Here is a 20793-nt window from a genome sequence, read left to right on the forward strand (position 1 = left end):
TGATTCCATTTTTTTATGCTCATTTGAGATGGTATTTTTACACTTATGCCCTAGCCTCTTTTTTATTTTTTATTTTTTTACACAAATTACTTAAAATTAGTTCTATTGTCCTTTTATTTCTTACACTATTGACTTCATGATGATAACGATTATCATTTACATTAGTTATAAAAACCAAGCATAAAGAAAGAAGGATATCATTCCATGAAAGCAAAATCATTATTAGCAATGTTATTAGCAGGCGGCGTCGTAATGGGCGGTTGCGGCAACTCTGAAGACGCTTCAAAAGATACAGAAACGAAAACAGAAAGCACAGCTTCAACTGATGCAAAAACATTAGATAAAGAAACACAAGCGTATAAAGATTTCGCGTTAAACGAATTAGATCAATTCACAACAGCGACTGAAGAGTTTGTCACAGCATTCAAAGATGGCGATCTTGATAAAGCAAAATCATTATATCCAACTGCACGTATGTACTACGAACGCTCAGAGCCAATTGCTGAAAGCTTCGGCGATCTTGACCCAGCAATCGATGCACGTTTAGCTGACTTAAAAGCAGAAGGTCAAGGTATGGAAGACTGGACTGGGTACCATAAATTAGAGTATGCACTATGGGAAAAAAATACGAATAAAGGCTACGAAGAAACAGCGGACCAACTACTTGCTGACACGAAAGAATTACGCGCTCGTGTTGAAACTGTAGACGTAACACCAGACATGATGATCACAGGTGCTGTTGACTTATTAAACGAAGTATCAACATCTAAAATTTCTGGTGAAGAAGATATTTTCTCTCACACTGACCTGTACGATTTCAAAGCGAACGTAGAAGGCGCTGAAAAAATCTTTGACATCTTAAAAGATCAAATTACAGAAAAAGATGCAGCTTTAGCTGACAACTTAACAGATAAATTTGCAAAAGTGAACGAATTATTAGCAACATATGAAACAAAAGATGGCGGTTACGTGTCATATGAAGAGCTAACAGAAGATGACACGAAAGCATTATCTGATGCCATTAACCAACTAGGTGAACCATTAAGCCAAATGGGTACAATTTTAGAGTAAATTTTGGAGTGATCATAAATGACTGAATCAAATGAAGAAAGCTTTTTAGACAAGAAAGTATCACGAAGACGTATGCTGAAAATGACCGGTGCTAGTGCTGCAGGCGTCGCTATCGGTGCCTCTGGGCTCGGCGGTATATTGAAGGCGTTTGGTGTGCCAGAATGGTTAGATGATGATAAAACCGTACAAAATAAAGTGAATTTTTATGGAAAACATCAATCAGGTATTGCGACAGAAGTACAATCACATGTCTATTTTGCCTCTTTATCTGTTTTAGTAGCGTCAAAAGCAGAACTACAACAACTGTTCAAAATGTGGACGCCGCTCGCTGTAAGCCTTATGAATGGCCAAGAAATTGGCACTTCTAAAAACGGCTACGTGCCACCGGTTGATACAGGTGAAGTTGTAGGCGTAGACGCTAAAAATTTATCGATTACGTTCGGTGTTGGCCCGTCGCTATTTGACAATGCAAAACTTGGGCTGAAACATCTTAAACCAAAACAATTAAAAGACCTTCCGCATTTCCCGAAAGATCAATTGGACAAAGCCTACACTGGTGGCGATCTTTGCATTCAAGCTTGTGCAGATGACCCACAAGTGGCGTTTCATGCGGTGCGTAATTTAATTCGTGCAGCGAGTGGCAAAGTGTCCATCAATTGGACACAAGCAGGATTCAATTCAATTCCGGTAAATAAAGAAGGCAAACGTGAAACACCACGTAATTTATTTGCATTTAAAGATGGTACGGAAAATCCACGTAGCGACAAAGATATGAACGATGTCGTCTGGGTGCAAAAAGGTGAAAGTAAACCTTGGCTTACTGGCGGCACATATTTAGTCGTGCGTAAAATTCAAATGCATTTAGAAACATGGGACCGTACATCATTAAACGAACAAGAAGCAACGTTCGGCCGTCATCGTCATAGCGGGGCACCGATTGGTAAACAACATGAATTTGATGCGGTTGAAATAGGGCGTAAAGATGACAAAGGTAATTACATCGTGCCTGAAACGTCTCACGTCTTTTTATCGAAACAAGTGAAAGCACGTATTATGCGTCGCGCATTTTCATATGCATCAGGAACGGTCGATCATACCGGTGCTTATGATGCGGGGCTATTGTTTATTTCGTTCCAAAAAGATCCACAGCAATTTATAGATATTCAAAATGCGCTCGGTCGTGCAGATAAACTAAATGAATATATTACCCATCGAGGCAGCGGTGTTTTCGCTTGCTTCCCTGGCATTCAAAAAGGGAGTTATATAGGTGAAACACTTTTTAATGCGTAGTAGTCAATTATGTGTCATCGCGCTACTGTTGGTCATGACCATTTTAAGTGCAGTGCCGCAAGCAATAGCAGCAGGCTCATCGTCTTATAGTGGTCTTTATATTTCGATTAGTGATGCTTTAATGGATACACGCCAAGGCGACGGTTCTAAAGCTGAAGCCGCTTTAAAGGAATTTGATAAAGCGTGGCAACAAGTGGACACGACACATGATGCAGAAAAAAAAGCAGTCGATGATGCTTACGAAAAAGCATTAGCGGCTGACAATAAAGAGGACCGCTTAGCGGCTCTAACAGATCTTTCTAAAGCATTAACGACTTTAGAAAAAGTTGAAAATCCAGTAGATGAAAAAGCTGAACGTCAAAAATTCGTTCAAACGATCACACCTGCTTTAACGAAGCTAGGTGATGCGATTGACAGCAAAAATCTCGACGCCATCCATGAACAATATAAAACGTTCAACAGTTTCTGGAACTTAAAAGAAAAACCAGTGCGTGAAATTGATATGGGCGCTTACGGTCAAATCGAAACGCAAATGTCGTTTATCCGTATGGAGCTTGCAAATGACGAGCCAAACGTGGCGTCATTAAAAGATACGTTTACTACGTTAGAGCAAAACATTACTGATTTTGGGAATGGCAAAAAAGTAGGTGCTGTGAAAAAAGGTTATTCATTGCAAACACTTGTCGATTTAATCGATGATGCGACAGCTTCTATCGATGACAAACAGTACGAGCAAGCATCGGCGTACATTAAAAAATTCATTACGGTATGGCCGAATGTAGAAAGTGATGTGAGCACGCGTAACGGCAGTCTTTATACGTCACTTGAAAGCGATATGCCTATTATCGCTAGTAACTTATTAAAAGATAATAGCGATAAAGACAAGCTAAAAACACAATTAACAGATTTCAAAACGTCTATTCAACTGCTGCAAGATAAAGATAGCTATTCTGCTTGGGATGCAGCGCTTATCTTACTCCGTGAAGGTTTAGAAGCACTATTAATTATCATGGCACTTGTCGCGTTCTTGAAAAAATCAGATCAAACGCATATGACGAAATGGATTTATTTCGGAGCTGCGGGTGGTGTTGGACTAAGTGCCGTTGCAGCGATTTTCATGTCGGTGTTCTTTAACTCAGATTCCATGAACACAAGCCGTGAAATTATTGAAGGCTATGTCGGCCTAGTAGCTGCAGCTATGATGATCGGTGTCGGCGTATGGCTACACCGTAAATCAAATATTCGCGCTTGGAATGCTTACATTGCGAAACAGATGAATCACGCGATGTCACGTGGCTCTATTTGGGCGATGGCAAGTATTAGTTTCCTCTCTGTCTTCCGTGAAGGTGCAGAAACGTTAATTTTCTATGCAGGTATCGCTCCTAAAATGGCGACGAGCCAATTCGTTTTGGGGATTGGGATTGCCATCGTTATTTTAATCGTTGTCGCTATCGTGTTATTAAAAGTGAGCGCGAAGATTCCAATTCATTACTTCTTCTTTGTCGCAACGATTTTAATTTATGTATTAACGTTTAAAATTATCGGCGTCTCTATCCACAAGCTTCAACTAATGGGTGATATTTCGTCGCATGTTATTAACGGCTTACCAGTCGTTGCTACTATCGGTTTCTATCCAACGATTGAAACGATTGTCGGTCAATTCATTTTAATTATTTGTATTATCGGTGCAACTATTTGGAAACATCGTAACGAAAAATAACGCTAAAAAAGAGGAGTGGCTCATCGGCCGCTCCTCTTTTATTATTGGAATTTATTAATTTCTGTTAATACTTCCGCAGTCGTACGCTCGACATTTTCAATGACGCGCTGCAATTCGCCAACCATTTGTTGTTGCACTTTTGAGGCATTCGTCGTTTCTGACATAAATACAAGTGAATCTTCAATGTTGCGATTCATTTGTGCCATCGATGCAAATACTTCTTCAGAGCCCGCAGACATTTGTTGAATGATTGCAGATTCCTCTTGAATGCTATCGTTCACGCCGAGAACCGTTTCACTGATCGACGTTAAATGTTTTCCAACTTCTGAAACGGCTGCGTTACCTGCTGTCATTTCAGATTTGCTCAATTGAATTTGCTCATTTGTGCGTTCAGATAGCGCTTTAAATGCAGTGAGTTCTTGTAAAATATCATGCGCAGCCGCATTTGATGATTCCGCTAGCTTACGCACTTCATCAGCGACAACGGCGAAGCCTTTCCCTGCTTCTCCTGCACGCGCTGCTTCAATCGCCGCATTTAATGCGAGTAAATTCGTTTGGTTCGCAATATCGGTAATGATTGAAATTTTGCTTTCGACATTCGTAAATTTAGCGGTCATTTCTTCAACGTGATCAGCCGTTACAAGTACCGTTTGTTCAACCGTCGACATTTGCGCAACGACTTGATTCGTTTTGGCGACGCCATCGTGAAGCGCCATCGTCATATCGTTCGAAGATGCTGCTACATCTGACGTCATATCCGCCATTCGCTGAATACCCGTTGTCATCTCATCCATCGCCGTTAACACTTCTTTATTCGACGACATTTGATGCGTTGCTTCCGATGACATTTGCGTCATATTATTACTAACGCGACTGTTCGATTGCTCAATCGTTTCCGAAGTAGCCGTTAGGACGCTCGTAATTTGTTGTAAATCTTGCGCCTTCGTTTGAAACGCTGTTAACGTTCCTTCCAACGTACGGAGCGAGGCATCAAAGCTTTTAGCGAACGTCGATATTTCGTTCGACTGTTTAAACGATAATGATGCCACACGGGCAACTCCTTGCTGTAGTCTACCGCTTGCCATATCGTCAGCGGCTTCAGCAAGCGTTTTAAGCGGCTTTAACTGGCGGTTAATGTATTTATACAAAATGGCACCTGAAAGCGCGATAAGTACTAAAAAGATTGCTGTGACGTAAGGTAAAATTGTCCACATCGCTTCTTTTCGAATGTCAGCAACTTGATTCGCGTCGATATCTACCCCTAAATACGCGACGGTTTTTCCAGCTTTATTTTGAATCGGTACTGTACCTGAAACGTATTCGCCGAAACTGCTCGATAAAATCGGTGAATGGTACGCACCTTCTTCATTTACTTTTTCTAAATCTTTTACAGTCGTTGACGCGGACGTATCATTGATTTTGCCGACATCTTCCGCTTTGGCATCTTTCGGTTGACCGTCTACTAAAAAGTGTACGGCGTCATCCGTAGGTGTTGCATATGTATATGCATATAGCACGCCATTTTTTTCACGTAAATCATTGAGTTGCTCACGTAACTGCCAGTACAGTTCATTTTCTGTCGGCTGTTGCGCTAATTTTTCATAACTATCAGCATCTATGTAATTCGTTAAATTTTTTGCAATCGATGTCGCCATTGTTCCTACAGATTGCTCTGCTACTTTTTTAGCAGCAATGCTTAGCGTTACAACATACATCATTAGTAACGTTACTAATACAGTGACAACGAGTGCAATAATTCGATTACTAAGCTTCCCCTGTTGTACTTTCATCTTTCCCATCTCCAATATTCAAACTATTTAGAATTCGTAACTTTCTTAGTATATCAAAAAAACGACAAAAAAAAGCATGGGCAATCAATTCGCCCATGCTTTTTGTATCACGTTATTAGAATTTGATCATTTTTGAAGGTACAACCCATTCGTTGAATTGTTCTTCTGTTAATAATTCAGATTTAATAGCCGCTTCTTTTAATGTTAAGCCTTCTTTGTGAGCCATTTTAGCGATTTTCGCTGCATTTTCATAACCGATGTATGGGTTAAGTGCAGTTACTAGCATTAATGAGTTGTTTAAGAAGTGCTCTAATTTATCTTCGTTTGCAGTAATACCAACTAAGCAGTGTTCGTCGAAGCTACGGATTACGTCAGATAATAGTTCAACTGATTGCATGAAGTTGTGCAAGATTACTGGTTTAAATACGTTTAATTCAAAGTTACCTTGAGATGCTGCGAAGCCGATTGTTACATCGTTACCCATTACTTGTACAGCTACCATTGTAACAGCTTCACATTGTGTTGGGTTTACTTTACCTGGCATGATTGAAGAACCTGGTTCGTTTTCTGGAATTGAGATTTCACCGAAACCAGAACGAGGACCAGACGCTAACCAACGTACGTCGTTCGCAATTTTCATTAAGTCAGCTGCTAAAGCTTTCATAGCGCCGTGAGTTGTTACGATTTGATCGTGTGAAGTTAATGCATGGAATTTGTTTGGTGATGGTACGAAGTCTAAGCCAGTTTCTTTAGAAATTTCAGCTACAACTTTTTCATCAAAGCCGTCTGGTGTGTTAAGACCAGTACCTACAGCTGTACCACCGATTGCAAGTTCGCGCATGTTTAATGCTGCTTCTTTGATCATTTTTTCAGAAGCTTCGATCATGTATAACCAGCCGCTAATTTCTTGACCTAAAGTAAGTGGTGTCGCATCTTGTAAGTGTGTACGACCGATTTTGATTAAGTTCATGAACTCATCAGATTTTGCTTTTAATGTTGCTTTAATTTGTTCTAAAGCAGGGATTAAATTGCGTTCAACTGCGATTGAAGTTGCGATGTGCATCGCTGTTGGGAATGAGTCATTTGAAGATTGAGATTTGTTAACGTCATCATTTGGGTGAAGACGTTCTTCAGAACCTTTTGCTTCAAGGTATTCATTACCAAGGTGAGCGATTACTTCGTTCACGTTCATATTTGTTTGTGTACCAGAACCTGTTTGGTAAATAACTAGTGGGAATTGATCGTCCCATTTACCTTCCACAATTTCGTCTGCAGCATGTGCGATAGCTTCCGCTTTCACTGCTGATAATGTACCAAGTTCTACACAAACTTTAGCAACTGATTTTTTAAGGATTGCATAACCGTGAATGAAATCGATTGGCATATGGTCAGAACCGATACGGAAGTTTTGCTTACTACGTTGCGTTTGAGCACCCCATTTGCTGTCTGCAGGTACTTTAATTTCTCCCATAGAGTCATGTTCGATACGATATTCCAAGACATTCATCTCCATTTCAATTAATTAAATTTAAAATTCATCTTACGGTTATAATGATAGCGTTTCTCATAGAAAATGTCTTTAAAAGTGAATAATTTTATTCTAAAAATCGACTGAAACAGACAACGCGGAGCATTTTTTGCGTATCCGCTTTCAAAAACGTGCCATTTCGTGCCAACATCGGCTAATTTTCGCCATGATTTAAAAAAAATAATGTCGAATCATTTTAAAAAGTGTCAAGTTAAGATTTTGTAAATGAAATGCCCGTTCAATCATGTATATGCTATAAAACGTTTCCATTTTCATTTAAATACCAACGTTTATTCTATATATCTGTTGAAATCCGATTGTTACACCTTTGTAAATTTTGTGTAATTTCGGTCAAATTAAATATGGTTTTTTCGCGGAGTTTGTTATTATAGTAAGTGCGTTTAAAATGATTACGCGGTTTATTATTAGGAGGATTTACATTACATGTTTAGCTCAAAAAAACCTGATCCGTTTTTTAATGCCCTTTATGATATTGCAGTGAACTGCAACAAAGCGGCACATTATGCGGAGGAATTTAAAATTACTAGCATTGCTGACTTAAAAGAGCTTAGCGTTACATTAAAAAAATACGAAACAGATGGTGACACATTAATCCACAATTTGATTCAAATGTTGAACAAATCATTTATGACACCAATCGAACGTGAAGATATTTTAGAACTAGCGGTTCGTATGGATGATATTTTAGATGGCGTTGAAGGTTGTATCGCACACTTCGAAATGTTCTCATTAACAGAAGTAGATGATTATATGCGCGATTTCTTAAAATACATCGTGTTAAGTTCTGACGAAATCGTCAAAGCGATGACGCACTTAACGAACAAAAAGTTAGTAAACATGCGCGAACACGCAATTTTAATTAAAGATTACGAGCGTAAATGTGATGACGTCTTACGTACGTCAATCAAACAATTATTTTTACATGAAAAAGATCCAATTCGCATCATCAAGTTTAAAGATATTTACGAACAACTTGAAGAAGTAGCGGATTACTGTCAAAACGTTGCAAATGCAATGGATACTATTATCATGCGAAATGCGTAGGAGCTGTAAAAATGGATAGTGTAATTATTATCACCGTTTTAGTCGTTTTCTTTGCTTTAGCATTCGACTTTATTAACGGGTTTCACGACACAGCCAATGCAATTGCAACAGCCGTTTCAACGCGTGCATTACCACCGCGTGTTGCGGTAATTATGGCTGCGCTAATGAACTTCATCGGTGCAATAACGTTTACTGGTGTTGCCCAAGCTTTAGCGAAAGACATCGTAGATCCATTTGCACTTGAAAATGGTGTTGTCATCATTTTAGCGTCATTAATCTCTGCGATTATTTGGAACTTAGCAACTTGGTATTTTGGTATTCCATCAAGTTCTTCTCATGCATTAATCGGTTCACTTGCAGGTGCCGCTGCAATGTCAGCAGGCTTCGGTGTCATTAACTGGGAAGGCTTCACAAAAATTATTAAAGCGTTAATTCTTTCACCATTTATCGCAATCGTCATCGGTTTCTTAATGATGACATTGTTCCGTGTGTTGTTCTCAAGCTTGAGTTTATACAAAACGAACAATCGCTTCCGTAAGCTTCAAATCTTAACGGCTGCGGTTCAATCGTTTACACACGGTACGAACGATGCACAAAAATCAATGGGTATCATTACGATGGCGTTAATGGCTGGTGGCTTATTAGCTCAAGGCTCTGAAGTACCATTTTGGGTACGTATTTCTTGTGCCATTGCAATGGGTCTTGGTACATCTGTTGGTGGTTATAAAATCATTAAAACAGTCGGTAGTAAAATTATGAAAATTCGTCCTGTTAACGGTGTCGCTGCAGATATGTCTTCAGCGTTAATCATCTTCGGGGCTACACAACTTCATTTACCTGTTTCAACAACACACGTTATTTCATCTGCAATTATGGGTGTTGGTGCAGCACAAAATGCGAAAGGGGTAAAATGGGGTGTCGCACGTAACATTGTCATTACGTGGGTCATCACGTTACCACTTGCAGGTTTAATGGGTGGCTGTATTTTCTGGTTATTAAACTTATTCTTATAAATGTAAACCGCAAAAAAGGCGCTGCATGTCAGCGCCTTTTTCTTATGCCATTTTTTCATACCATGCTTTTGCAGCGTGTACTTCATCCATCGTTAATTGGTGGCCGTGTTGATGCCAATACGTCTCAACATTTGCGCCGTGCTTCATTAAGTAGTTCGCTAAGCCTTTCGTATTGTCCGCCGGTACCATCGGGTCATTCTCCCCTGCACCGATCCAAACGTTTAAGCCTGTTAAATCACTTAGTGTAACGTCTTCTCGTGGAATCATTGCGTGATGTAAAATCGCGCCTTTCACCGTTTTACCAACTTCGAAAAATAAATTTGCGGCGATATTTGCGCCGTTTGAATAGCCGATTGCGATAACATTGTCACGATCAAAGCCGTATTCATTTGCTGCTTCATCGATAAATGCTGCCAATTCTTTCGTACGCAGTGATAAGTTATCTAAATCAAATACACCCATACCAAGTCGTTTAAAGAAACGTGGCATTCCTTGTTCTAATTCTTGACCGCGCACACCGAGTAAATTCGCATCTGGATCAAGTTCTCGCCCCAGTCCTAATAAATCTTGCTCATTGCCGCCGGTGCCGTGCAGTAATAAAAATGTCGGTGCTTGTGCTTTCCCTTTTATAAATACGTGTTGCATATGATCGCCTCCATTATCTTGATTTCAAGATAATTATAAAACAAAAAAATAGACGCGTCAAAAAACGCGTCTGAAAAACAATTATTTTTCTTTTAAGAAACCTTCTGAATGTAAATATTCAGTAGCATCGTCACGTGTGCCGAAGCTTTCTTCTAAGTTAAAGCCATGTAGGACGTTCCAAAATGCGCCATCAAAAGTAAGTAATAATTGATCGCCTGAACGGTTGCGCCAGCTTTCTTCGATCGTTACTTCTTCTACGACGTCATCTACTTCTGTTAAATACGTAATTGAATCTTCGATTGCTTCACGTAATTGTGTTTCCGAGAAGTCACGGATATTCACAAGACCACGATCATCTGCTTTATACGCTAATAAGTCGCCGACATAGACGAAACCATTGCCGTTTGGATGTAATTTTTCAACGACAATTTTCTTTTCGTATTGGCTTCCTGGATAATGATAATTTAAACGGTTCATTGAAATTGGCTTACATACTAGCTCGTCAAATGAATCGATAATAGCTTTTTTTTCTTCAAATGATAACATTCATTTTCGCTCCTCAAATTGGACTTAAATATTAGTATACAAGAAAAAAAGCTTCCCTAACAGAGGAAGCTCTTGATCACTATACATCTTCTTTTGCGAACTCACGAATTTTACGACGCTGTTCGTAGACGTTAATGACGATCACTTTAATGACCGCGTAGATTGGCACACCGAGTAAAATGCCGACGAAGCCGAGAATATTCCCTGCCGCTAAAATAACGGTAATAACCGTTAATGGGTGGATATCGAGTGATTTCCCCATGACGTTCGGTGTTACGAAGTTACTGTCGATTTGGTTGACGACAAGCGTAATGATACAAACCCAAAGTGCTTGCATCGGCTCGTGTACAAGTCCGATAAAGAACGCTGGTAAAAACGCCATCCACGGACCGATGAACGGTACCATGTTTAAGAAGAATGCTAAAATACAAAGCAGTAATGCATATTCTAAACCGATAATTTTATAACCGATAAACATTAAAATCGCTAAAATCGCACTGACGAGCATTTGTCCTTGAACGTAGCTGCTTAGTACGTCGTTAATATCTTTTAACGTTTGTTTTACCCATTCACGTGTATCACCAGAGAAAATGTTATAAATTTTCGGCTGGAATTTTTCGTGATCTTTCAACATGTAAATGAAGAAAAACGGAATTAAAATGAGCAGCAATGCCCAGTTAATAATGATCGTTAACACGTCTAAAATGAGCTTACTCGTTAACACGGCATAATCTTGCAATGAATCAATAAAGTCATTAATCGCACTCGTCACTTGTGGTGGTAAGTTTTCGCGATTTTTTAACAACTTATCAATACCATCACTCGCCATACCGAACAATGAAGGGATGTTGTCGATTAACAATGTAATTTGTTTCGTTAAATACGGTGCAACCCATGATACGGCGATGAAAATTAAAATAAGCATTAAGAAAACGATTGCTAAAATACTCGTCCAACGTTTAAATTTAAATCGCTTTTCTAATAAACGTTGCAGTGGCTCTGTCACATAAAATAAAATACCCCCTGCTAGGAGCGGTACGAAGATAGAGCCGATAATGATGCCTAGTGGTTTGAAAATATGGTTGATTTCTAAGAAAAATTTAATAATTAAAATGGCAATTAAAATACCTAAGCCAATTTGAAACCATCTTTTATTAAGCATACGGTCATTCCTTTCTCTTTTTACCTTTCAGTATAGCGTATGTAAGTCAAAGGGACTTCGCTAAAAGCATAGCATAAAGTCATTTCCCTATTTAAAAATCGCTAAAACAAAAAAAGCCGTGCAGATGCGCGGCTCTTTTCTACTTATAGTGATGCGTCATCGACACCATCTAAATACGCACGAATCGCGGTCATCACATTTTCTAAGCAACCGTCTTCAAATGGTGAGACGAGGTTTGCTTCTGCGACAAGTTGTGTAAATGATTTTGAACCACCTTGACGACATAAATGAATATAATCTTTCCACGCATCCGCATGATTTTCGCGGTCGCGTTTCCAAAATTGGAATGCACATACTTGCGCAAGCGTATAATCGATATAGTAGAACGGGCTGTTATAAATGTGTTGTTGACGTTGCCATACACCGCCCGCTTCTAAATAATCATAGCCGTCATAATCACGATGTGGTAAATACGTTTGCTCTATTTTTTTCCATGCTGCTTTACGTTCTGCTGGTGTCATTTCAGGATTTTCATACACGACGTGCTGGAATTCATCGACAGCGACACCATAAGGTAAGAACAATAATGCCTCTGCTAAGTGAGAGAATTTATATTTATCGACGTCTTCTTTAAAGAATAAGTCCATCCAAGGCCATGTGAAAAATTCCATACTCATTGAATGAATTTCACAAGACTCGTACGTTGGCCATAAATATTCAGGAATACCGATGTTGCGGCTAGAATAGACTTGGAACGCGTGACCTGCTTCGTGTGTTAACACGTCGATGTCACCTGATGTACCGTTAAAGTTTGAGAAAATGTACGGTGAATTGTAATCTTCGATAAACGTACAGTAACCGCCGCCTTCTTTCCCTTTTTTCGCAACAAGATCCATTAAGTTGCGGTCTAACATGAAATTGAAAAACTCATTCGTTTCACGAGAAAGCTCGCTATACATTTTTTGACCGTTTTTGACGATCCAGTCTGCATCGCCTTTCGGTTTTGCGTTACCTGTTTTAAATGAATACGCCTCGTCATAAAACTTCAGTTTATCCACGCCGATACGTTTCGCTTGGCGCTCACGTAATTGTGTTGCATACGGTACGACAACGTCACGAATTTGGTCGCGATATTTTTTTACCATGTCCGCATTATAGTCGACGCGGTTCATTAAGACGTATCCTAACTCTACATAGTTTTTGTAACCCATTTTTACAGCCATTTCATGACGCACTTTTACGAGCTCATCGTAAATGCGGTCAAATGTTGCTTCGTTCGCTTTGAAGAAATCAAAACGTGCTTGCATCGCTGCTTGACGCACCGCACGATCATCTGACTCTGCAAATGGCCCTAGTTGTGCCAACGTGTACGTTTCACCGTTAAACGTAATCTGAGCAGATGCTACGAGCTGTTGATATTCAGAACATAATTTATTTTCTTTTTGCATTAAATCAATTGTCTCTTTTGAAAAACCTTTAATTTGGTAGTCTGCAAGGTCAAATAATTGTTTGCCCCATTTCGCTTCTAGCTCATCGCGGAACTTCGACGTCGTTAATGCTTTATAGTAATCTGTTACGAGATCTTCATATTGTGGACTCACTTCATCTAAGTAATCACGTTCTGCTTTGTAAAATTCATCATTCGTATCGATTGATGCACGAATGTAGCAAATGTTCGACGCTGTTGAGAAACGATTTTGTAGTCGATTAATGTCATCGATAATCTCACTTTGTGCTTCTACCGTTTCTGCTTCGTTAAATTGTTGTAAGTATGTTTCGAAGTCTTGCTTTAATTCGTCCATGTCTGGGCGCGCATATTGATAATCATTAAACGTGATCATAATCAGTTCCTCCTCGTATTTCGTAAGCCGAAATATTTATTACTTTTATTGTCATTTATTATCTAAAAATTTGCAATGATTTTTTACCGTAACACGTTTCAGGCGGAAATATCTACCAAAATGCTGTAAATTAGCGTAAAATACTTATTTTTTTCTCTACATTGTGATAATCTAATTTTATGCCTAAATTTTAAAGTGAGGTGCTTACATTGGTAGGACGTAATGATCCTTGTCCATGTGGTAGTGGCAAAAAGTATAAAAAGTGTCATGGTAAAAACGCAAGTGGCGATATTACTACAGTAATTGATAGCGAAATTTCACGTTTACAAGGCGTATTCGCTCAAAATTATTATCAAAACTTCAATTATAAATTACAAGCTCGTTATCAAGAGTGGCATGAAGCTCTTCAACATGCTCCACACCTTCCAGAAGGTTATCTTGACATCGCTGTAATGGATACAACGATGTACGTAGACGAACCAACTGAGTGGAAACAATTTGTTGAATCTGTTGTTGCAGATGATGCGAACCGCGAACAAGTGAAAAATGTATTCAAGCAATGGGCTGAACCTAAACTAGTATTAGCAGAAGTTACTGGTAACGATGACAAAGTTCTAAACTTAAAAGACGTTAAAACTGGTGAAACTTATGCAATGCCTGTTTCAGACAGCTCAAAATCAGCTAAATGGGTATTCGGCATAATCTTCAAAGATTCTCGTATCGCTGAAAACGGTGTGTCTGTTTCTCAAAGCACATTATTCATCCCTGAAGGTTTAAGCATGGTAACTGATATTATCAAAGCTAAACTTGAAAACGGCACAACTGATGCATTAGAACTTTTCAAAGCATTCGTTGAAATTCTTGAAAACGAAGTTGCTGAAGACGAAACTGCTCCTGTTGAAGCAAAAGACGTTACAGCAACTGACGCTGCAATTGAAGAAGAAGACGGTGATGCAGATGCTGGCGAACCAGTAGAAGCTGAAGAAATCGTTGAAACAGAAGCTGTTGTTGCTGAAGAACAAACATTCGAACAAGAAATCGCTGCATTAGTAGCTGGTTACTTAAAAGAATTTAACTTAGAAGCAACTGATTTTGTGAAAGCAGTAGATGTATACTTAGCAGAAGCAACAATCAAAGCGAAAAAAGCTGGCGCGGTAGCAGCTGGTGCAATCCTTGCTGGTCAAACAGCTGGCGTTATTCCAGAAGGCGGCTTAACAAAAGTGAAAGATGTAGCTGAACACTTCGATGTTTCTTCTTCATCTCTATCTAAATACCGTAAAGAAATCGCTGAATACTTAGCAAAATAATATGACACGAAAAAAGAGGTTAGGTTTCCCTAGCCTCTTTTTATTTTGCCCATAACCACGCACGTAAAATCGCCAACTTCTCGCGCTCACGCACTTTTCGTTGAATACTTTTCGGCGTCGGTGCACAAAGCGTATCTACTTGTAGCCCTTGCCGCTTCGCCAACACTTTCGCGCGCTCTACGTGATAATCATTCGAGACGATTGTCAGTGCTTCAACGTCCGGCAATAAACGACGTGTAAACAAAATATTTTCGTATGTAGATGTCGACGCATCTTCTTCAATAATACGCGATGCATCAATTCCTTGCGCCACTAAATAGTTTTTCATTACCGACGCTTCCGTCGCATCTTCGTCAAACCCTTGGCCACCTGAGACGACAATGCGAACGTGCGGATAGCGTTTCGCATACGCACTCGCTGTATCTAAACGATAGCGCAATGCGCGACTCGGTACGCCACCTTTTCGTACTTTTGCACCGAGGACGATCATCGTATCATATCGTCCATTTGCTTTCGGATATTTGCCATTTGCTAAAGCGAGTGTCGCACCACTATATAAACCGATGATGCCGAGCGCTGCACATGTCCCAATTCGTTTCCACATCTTTATCACCCCTTTTGTTGATTGTACTAAAAAAGAACCGTACACGTCGTACGATTCCTTTTTCATTACGCTAATTTATAACGATTGACGAGTCCCATAAGCGCTTCTGCTGTTTGCGCTAAATCGTCTGCACTTTTCGTCACTTCGTGCATCGATACGTTCGATTGTTCGACAGATGCAGTCGTCTGTTGAATGCCTGCTGCAGATTGTTCAGTAAGCGCCGCATTTTCTTCAACGATGCGTGACATTTGAACGCTCTCGCTTAGTACTTCATTTAAGCTATGCGACACTTCATTAACATTATGTGCGACTTCAATGATCGCATCGTGAATCGTTTTGAAATTATCACCGGTATGTTTAATTTGTGTCGTACCTTTTTCAACAGCATCATAACCACTTTGAAGTGATTCTACGACGTCGCGTGTACCATGTTGAATACCGTCCACAATCGTCGTAATGTCAGAGACCGAAACCGATACTTGCTCGGCTAATTTTCTTACTTCTCCTGCGACAACCGCAAATCCTTTCCCTTGTTCACCCGCACGTGCAGCTTCGATTGCCGCATTTAAAGCGAGTAAATTCGTCTGATCTGAAATGTCTTGAATGACTTTTACGAGCTGTGTAATTTCTTTTGATTGATCGTATAAGCGATGTACTTTCGTCACAGATTGTTTAACGACGTCATCAATTTCAACCATTTGCTGAACAGAGTCAACCATCATATTTTGACCTGCTTTCGTATGTTCAAGCGCAGTCAACGCGTGGTGCTTAATTTGTTCACCGTGATGGCTCACTTCTTCTAAATGATCTGTAAAGCGATCCATTTTCGATGACATATCGCCAGAGTTGCCGGCTTGTGACTCTGCACTTTGCGCTAGTTCATTCATCGTCGTCGCAATTTGCGTCGACGTTTCAGTCGTCTCGTTAGCAGACTGATGTAATTCTTCACTATGCGCTGATAAAACTTCTGCATTTTGTTTAATACTTTGCATCATTTGCTTATTGTTATCGAGCACCGCATTGCTAATATGAACGAGCTTCGATGTCTCATCTCGTAGTGGCGTCGAAATATGTGAAAGTGTTAAATCACCTGTCGCAATTTTTTCAAGCTGTGCAATGGCGCGATTTAATGGACGTGTAATCATATTCGCTGTAAATACTGCAATGCCGATCCCTGCTATTAATAAAATGACCGTCACAGTCATTGAAATGTTAATGATGTTTTGACCGACTTGAATTGCCTTTTGACTATCTGCTAACACTTGTGTTTCGCGGTTCGTCGCAATATTTGAGAAGCCTTCCATCATATCGCGGGCATACGTTTGTGCATCGCCTTGTAAAATATGAGACGCCTTTTCGTGATCGCCACGATCATACGCTGCGAACACTTCGTCAATGATGATACGGTCCCATTCATGATTTTTTTCGAGTAATGCTTTCGTTTCTGCAGATATAGAACGTGCTTGCAGTTCTTTTTCAATCTTATCTGCTTCTACACGATATTGTTCAAATTTATCTTTATAATCTTTTTCCCCTGTTAATAAATATCCACGTACGAGTGCAATCCGTTCAGCAATATTAAATGACATTTGCTCGTCATTTACGAGGAGTGGCATTTTATCATTGCCGAGGTCTTCTAAATGATGATTCATATTATTGATAGCATAAATACTATAGGCGCTCACCATTAAATTAACGGCGATAATCGCCATAAAACCGAATAACACTTTTTTTCTCAATGACCGAAAGTTAAAATATTTTCTCATATCGTGCTCCTCCCAGTATAAAGTTATAGTTTTTTATAACTATACTGCAGATTTTTTATAATCTTATTTTACTATTGAGGATACGTACTTACAATTCATGACAAACTTTTTACACAAACTGTACACAAATGATGAAAAGGAAATCAAAATTTTTTTAAACAACAAAAAAACGGTGACAAAAGTTTGAACTTTTGCCACCGTTTATATGCTCGGACATTATAATTCTACGTTGTGGTAGATTTGTTGAACGTCTTCTAATTCGTCTAATGCTTCGATCATTTTTTCGAATTGTGCTTTTGATTCATCGTCAAGTTGTACTTCTGATTGAGGAAGCATTGAAATTTCAGCTACTGCAAATTCTTCAATGCCTTCTGCTTTTAATGCAGTTTGCACACGTGCGAAGTCTGTTGGTTCAGCGTATACGATTGCAGTATCGCCTTCGTTGAATACGTCGCGTACGTCGATGTCAGCCATGATGAATGTTTCTAATAATTCATCTGCGTCTTTGCCTTCGATACCGAATACAGCTGTTTTTGTGAACATGTAATCAACTGAACCTTTAACGCCCATGTTACCGCCGTTTTTACCGAAAGCAGCACGTACGTCAGAAGCAGTACGGTTTACGTTGTTTGTTAATGCATCAACGATAACCATTGAACCGTTTGGACCGAAGCCTTCGTAGCGTAATTCGTCGAATACTTCATCTACGTTACCTTTTGCTTTATCGATTGCACGGTCAATAATATGTTTTGGTACACTATATGTTTTTGCGCGTTCTAAAACGATTTTTAAAGCGCCATTTGATTCTGGGTCAGGTTCGCCTGATTTAGCCGCTACATAAATTTCACGACCGAATTTAGCGTTAATACGGCTAGTATCTTTATCTTTTGCAGCCTTTTTTTCTTTAATGTTATTCCACTTACGTCCCATGTTGTTTCACTCTCTTTCAAAATTAGGATACTTGAACTTATGATCGTCTAACGTTCGAAAAGCAGCGTAATATCACTGCTCTGTTCACGAAGCGATTTCCGCAGTTCTGACGGTTATTATCCGAAACTTCTTTCATAAGAAGTCATATGAATATAGATGGTGACATCAAAACTTTTAAAGTCTGAGCCATTAACGGACTTATTATACACTATTCGAATAGTTGGAAAAAGAAAAAATTATACAAGGTACTAACATGACCGACAAGAAATGTTGAACGAAGCAAAAAAATAGGGCTGTCTTATAAGCCATACCCTATTTTCGTATTATAAATCGGATGCGCTAAACGTATCACCATGTTGTAAATCGCCGTATTGATAACCGCGTTCTAGCCATTTCATACGTTGTGCAGACGTACCGTGTGTAAATGATTCTGGTACCGCATAACCTTGCGCTTGTTTTTGTAACGTATCATCACCGATTGCACTTGCTGCTTTAATCGCTTCTGAGAAGTCACTTTGGTCTAAATATTCTTTATTATGATGCGCAAATACGCCCGCGTAGTAATCTGCTTGCAGCTCTAATTTTACCGATAACGCATTCGCATCCGTTTTCGATACTTGACGCTGTTGCTTGCTCACTTTCGTTGATGTACCTAATAAATATTGTACATGGTGACCAACTTCATGCGCGACAACGTAAGCCATCGCAAAGTCGCCTGGCGCATTAAATTGATTTTTTAATTCTTGATAAAAGCTTAAATCGATGTATAACTTTTGATCGCCTGGACAGTAAAACGGTCCGACTGCTGATGTCGCATTCCCACAACCTGTTGCGACGCTATTTGTGAATAACACGAGTGTTGGCTCTTCGTATGTGAGCCCGTTTTTCTTAAATACTTCGCGCCACACATCTTCGGTATCAGCGAGTACGACGCTGACGAAATCTGCTAATTCTTCATCTTCTGCTGTCGGCGTGTAATTCTCTGTTGCCGTATTTGTTGATGTTGTTGAGTTCAATACGTCCCCTAAGTCTCCGCCACCGAGTAACGTAAAAATAATGACAATAATAATGCCGACGCCACCGAGTCCACCACCAAGTGCTAACCCGCCCCCGCTTTTACCACGTTGGTCTTCGACATTTTTACTTTGTCTTCTGCCTTTCCATTCCATAGAAGCACCTCACTTTGTCGTTGATATACCCTTATTTTCCCATACAAAAACGAAATTGTGGAGTCCTACATTGCATGAAAAAAGGTTGCACGATATCGCACAACCTTTTTCGTCTATTCTTTTCGTAGTTTTTCCGATGAAACGGACATCTCCCGCGAAATTTCACGCAGCACTTGCGCCAGTTCGGTCATGTTTTTCACACCGCGCACTTGATCTTCCGCATGCATCATAATCGTGGACGCCGTATGTTGATTTTCTTTCAGTAATGTCGTGAGCTTATCTAAGTTTTCAAGCGTCTTTTTCGAATGGTCATCTACTGACAACGTATGTGCTGCTGATTGTTCTAATAGCTTTTTCGTATCGACCGTATCGCTCGTAATACGCTCAAATGTCGACTCCGAATCGTTCATATACGTATGACTTTCGTGTAACTCTTCTAACACTTCTTCCATTTCCATCAACATACGCTGTGCATCGCCGACAATTTGGCTAATTTGTTGTTGGATGGAAGACGCAGCACCGTCAGATTGTTCAGCAAGCTTCGATACTTCTCCCGCCACGACTGCGAAGCCACGACCTTGTTCGCCAGCACGCGACGCTTCAATTGATGCATTTAATGCGAGTAATTTCGTTTGGCTGGCAATGGCTGTAATTTGTTTTGCTAAGTCATCAATTTGCGCGACTTTTTGTTGATACGTTTCAATCGTGCGTGCTAAATGATTTACGGACGTCGTCGATTTTTGGAATTGCGCTTGCGTACTCGCCATCATTTGTTGGCCTGTCATCGCTTTTTGTGATACTTCTTGCGCTTTTTCTTTTCCTTCAACCGCGAGTTGCGTCATCATCGATAAGCTATCGCTTAATTCATTCATTTGACGCTCAGACATCTCTAAATCTTCTACTTGTGTTTCAATCGTCGTATTTAAATTTAAAATCGACAATCTCGTTTGCTCGAGCGCATGATGTGAATGTTGCGAACTAGAGACGAGTTCTTCAGCCTTTTCATGCAACGAGTTCATCGCGTGATCAAATGTTTTTAAAATATGATTGCGCTCTTGGTCTAACAATTGTTTACGCATGCGCTCTTCTTGCTTCACAGCTTCGTTACGTTGCACGATCAGCGCAATATTCGCCGCGCTCGTTAAGATGAGAAATACCGCATGAATCATTAATAATCTAAAATGATATTCGTGTGTGCCACAAATCAGTTCTGGAATTGAACTACCCCCACTTAGCCGTCCTTCGAACATTGCTTGAAGTGGGAGATTCCTACGAACAGTGCTTGCTTGTTTCCACTTGCTCGAAACAGCGGCTTCACTTTTTTAGTAGGCGAGCCCCGTAGTTCC

At 39.8% G+C, this 20793-nt stretch carries 18 protein-coding genes; 7 read left to right on the forward strand and 11 right to left on the reverse strand.

Annotated elements, in window-relative coordinates; translation table 11 throughout:
* Positions 1–204: 204 nt before the first annotated feature.
* Genes efeO through KMHG_RS14940 form a run of 3 tightly spaced genes read left to right on the forward strand, consistent with a single transcriptional unit; the run spans position 205 to position 4081 of the window.
* Positions 205–1071, forward strand: a complete 867-nt coding sequence (efeO, locus tag KMHG_RS14930) for an iron uptake system protein EfeO (protein ID WP_010290720.1) — start codon at positions 205–207, stop codon at positions 1069–1071.
* An 18-nt stretch (positions 1072–1089) separates the two neighbouring features.
* Positions 1090–2361: an iron uptake transporter deferrochelatase/peroxidase subunit gene (gene efeB, locus KMHG_RS14935; protein ID WP_010290723.1), complete on the forward strand. Its 1272-nt coding sequence runs from the start codon at positions 1090–1092 to the stop codon at positions 2359–2361.
* A complete protein-coding gene (locus KMHG_RS14940; RefSeq protein ID WP_010290724.1) occupies positions 2339–4081 on the forward strand; it encodes an FTR1 family iron permease in 1743 nt (580 codons plus the stop codon). The genes efeB and KMHG_RS14940 overlap by 23 nt, the downstream gene beginning before the upstream one ends.
* Positions 4082–4122: 41 nt before the next feature.
* Here the strand turns inward: KMHG_RS14940 and KMHG_RS14945 are convergent, their stop codons facing one another.
* Positions 4123–5871, reverse strand: a complete 1749-nt coding sequence (locus KMHG_RS14945) for a methyl-accepting chemotaxis protein (RefSeq protein WP_010290726.1) — start codon at positions 5869–5871, stop codon at positions 4123–4125.
* 52 nt (positions 5872–5923) lie between these two features.
* On the opposite strand from KMHG_RS14945, the gene KMHG_RS19875 reads away from it, so the two are divergent.
* Positions 5924–6007 (forward strand): zinc-finger domain-containing protein, encoded by an 84-nt coding sequence (locus KMHG_RS19875; protein WP_147608267.1) that lies wholly within the window; start codon positions 5924–5926, stop codon positions 6005–6007.
* On the opposite strand, the gene fumC is transcribed toward KMHG_RS19875, so the two are convergent.
* On the reverse strand, positions 5987–7369 hold the full coding sequence (gene fumC, locus KMHG_RS14950) for a class II fumarate hydratase (RefSeq protein ID WP_010290728.1): 1383 nt from the start codon (positions 7367–7369) through the stop codon (positions 5987–5989). The genes KMHG_RS19875 and fumC overlap by 21 nt on opposite strands.
* Positions 7370–7843: 474 nt before the next feature.
* Here fumC and KMHG_RS14955 point away from each other — a divergent pair, with 474 nt between their 5' ends.
* Together KMHG_RS14955 and KMHG_RS14960 are read left to right on the forward strand one after the other, a co-directional pair.
* The gene (locus KMHG_RS14955; protein ID WP_010290729.1) at positions 7844–8464 is read left to right on the forward strand and encodes a DUF47 domain-containing protein; all 621 of its coding nucleotides are present in this window, start codon (positions 7844–7846) and stop codon (positions 8462–8464) included.
* An 11-nt stretch (positions 8465–8475) separates the two neighbouring features.
* Positions 8476–9477 carry an inorganic phosphate transporter gene (locus tag KMHG_RS14960; protein WP_010290730.1) on the forward strand — a complete coding sequence of 334 codons (1002 nt, stop codon included), beginning with the start codon at positions 8476–8478 and terminating at the stop codon, positions 9475–9477.
* Positions 9478–9519: 42 nt separating this feature from the next.
* On the opposite strand, the gene KMHG_RS14965 is transcribed toward KMHG_RS14960, so the two are convergent.
* From KMHG_RS14965 to KMHG_RS14980, 4 genes are all read right to left on the reverse strand, one after another.
* Complete coding sequence (locus KMHG_RS14965) at positions 9520–10122, reverse strand: alpha/beta hydrolase (protein ID WP_010290731.1); 603 nt, start codon at positions 10120–10122, stop codon at positions 9520–9522.
* 81 nt (positions 10123–10203) lie between these two features.
* Positions 10204–10668: a hypothetical protein gene (locus KMHG_RS14970; RefSeq protein ID WP_010290732.1), complete on the reverse strand. Its 465-nt coding sequence runs from the start codon at positions 10666–10668 to the stop codon at positions 10204–10206.
* Positions 10669–10747: 79 nt separating this feature from the next.
* Complete coding sequence (locus KMHG_RS14975; RefSeq protein ID WP_010290734.1) at positions 10748–11830, reverse strand: AI-2E family transporter; 1083 nt, start codon at positions 11828–11830, stop codon at positions 10748–10750.
* Between the two features lie 143 nt (positions 11831–11973).
* Positions 11974–13671, reverse strand: a complete 1698-nt coding sequence (locus KMHG_RS14980) for a M3 family oligoendopeptidase (RefSeq protein WP_010290735.1) — start codon at positions 13669–13671, stop codon at positions 11974–11976.
* Positions 13672–13871: 200 nt separating this feature from the next.
* Here KMHG_RS14980 and KMHG_RS14985 point away from each other — a divergent pair, with 200 nt between their 5' ends.
* Entirely contained in the window at positions 13872–14978 is a 1107-nt protein-coding gene (locus KMHG_RS14985) for a YecA family protein (protein ID WP_238984700.1), read from the forward strand.
* A gap of 40 nt (positions 14979–15018) precedes the next feature.
* On the opposite strand, the gene KMHG_RS14990 is transcribed toward KMHG_RS14985, so the two are convergent.
* From KMHG_RS14990 to KMHG_RS15010, 5 genes are all read right to left on the reverse strand, one after another.
* Positions 15019–15582, reverse strand: coding sequence for a YdcF family protein (locus KMHG_RS14990; RefSeq protein WP_010290739.1), 564 nt, complete (start codon positions 15580–15582; stop codon positions 15019–15021).
* A 65-nt stretch (positions 15583–15647) separates the two neighbouring features.
* Positions 15648–17348, reverse strand: coding sequence for a methyl-accepting chemotaxis protein (locus tag KMHG_RS14995; protein WP_010290740.1), 1701 nt, complete (start codon positions 17346–17348; stop codon positions 15648–15650).
* Between the two features lie 216 nt (positions 17349–17564).
* Positions 17565–18278 carry a YebC/PmpR family DNA-binding transcriptional regulator gene (locus KMHG_RS15000; RefSeq protein ID WP_010290741.1) on the reverse strand — a complete coding sequence of 238 codons (714 nt, stop codon included), beginning with the start codon at positions 18276–18278 and terminating at the stop codon, positions 17565–17567.
* A 323-nt stretch (positions 18279–18601) separates the two neighbouring features.
* Positions 18602–19447: a KPN_02809 family neutral zinc metallopeptidase gene (gene ypfJ, locus KMHG_RS15005; protein ID WP_010290742.1), complete on the reverse strand. Its 846-nt coding sequence runs from the start codon at positions 19445–19447 to the stop codon at positions 18602–18604.
* A gap of 113 nt (positions 19448–19560) precedes the next feature.
* Positions 19561–20697 (reverse strand): methyl-accepting chemotaxis protein, encoded by a 1137-nt coding sequence (locus KMHG_RS15010; RefSeq protein ID WP_010290743.1) that lies wholly within the window; start codon positions 20695–20697, stop codon positions 19561–19563.
* Between the last annotated feature and the right edge of the window lie 96 nt (positions 20698–20793).

Source organism: Kurthia massiliensis (assembly GCF_000285555.1).
GTDB classification, from domain to species: domain Bacteria; phylum Bacillota; class Bacilli; order Bacillales_A; family Planococcaceae; genus Kurthia; species Kurthia massiliensis.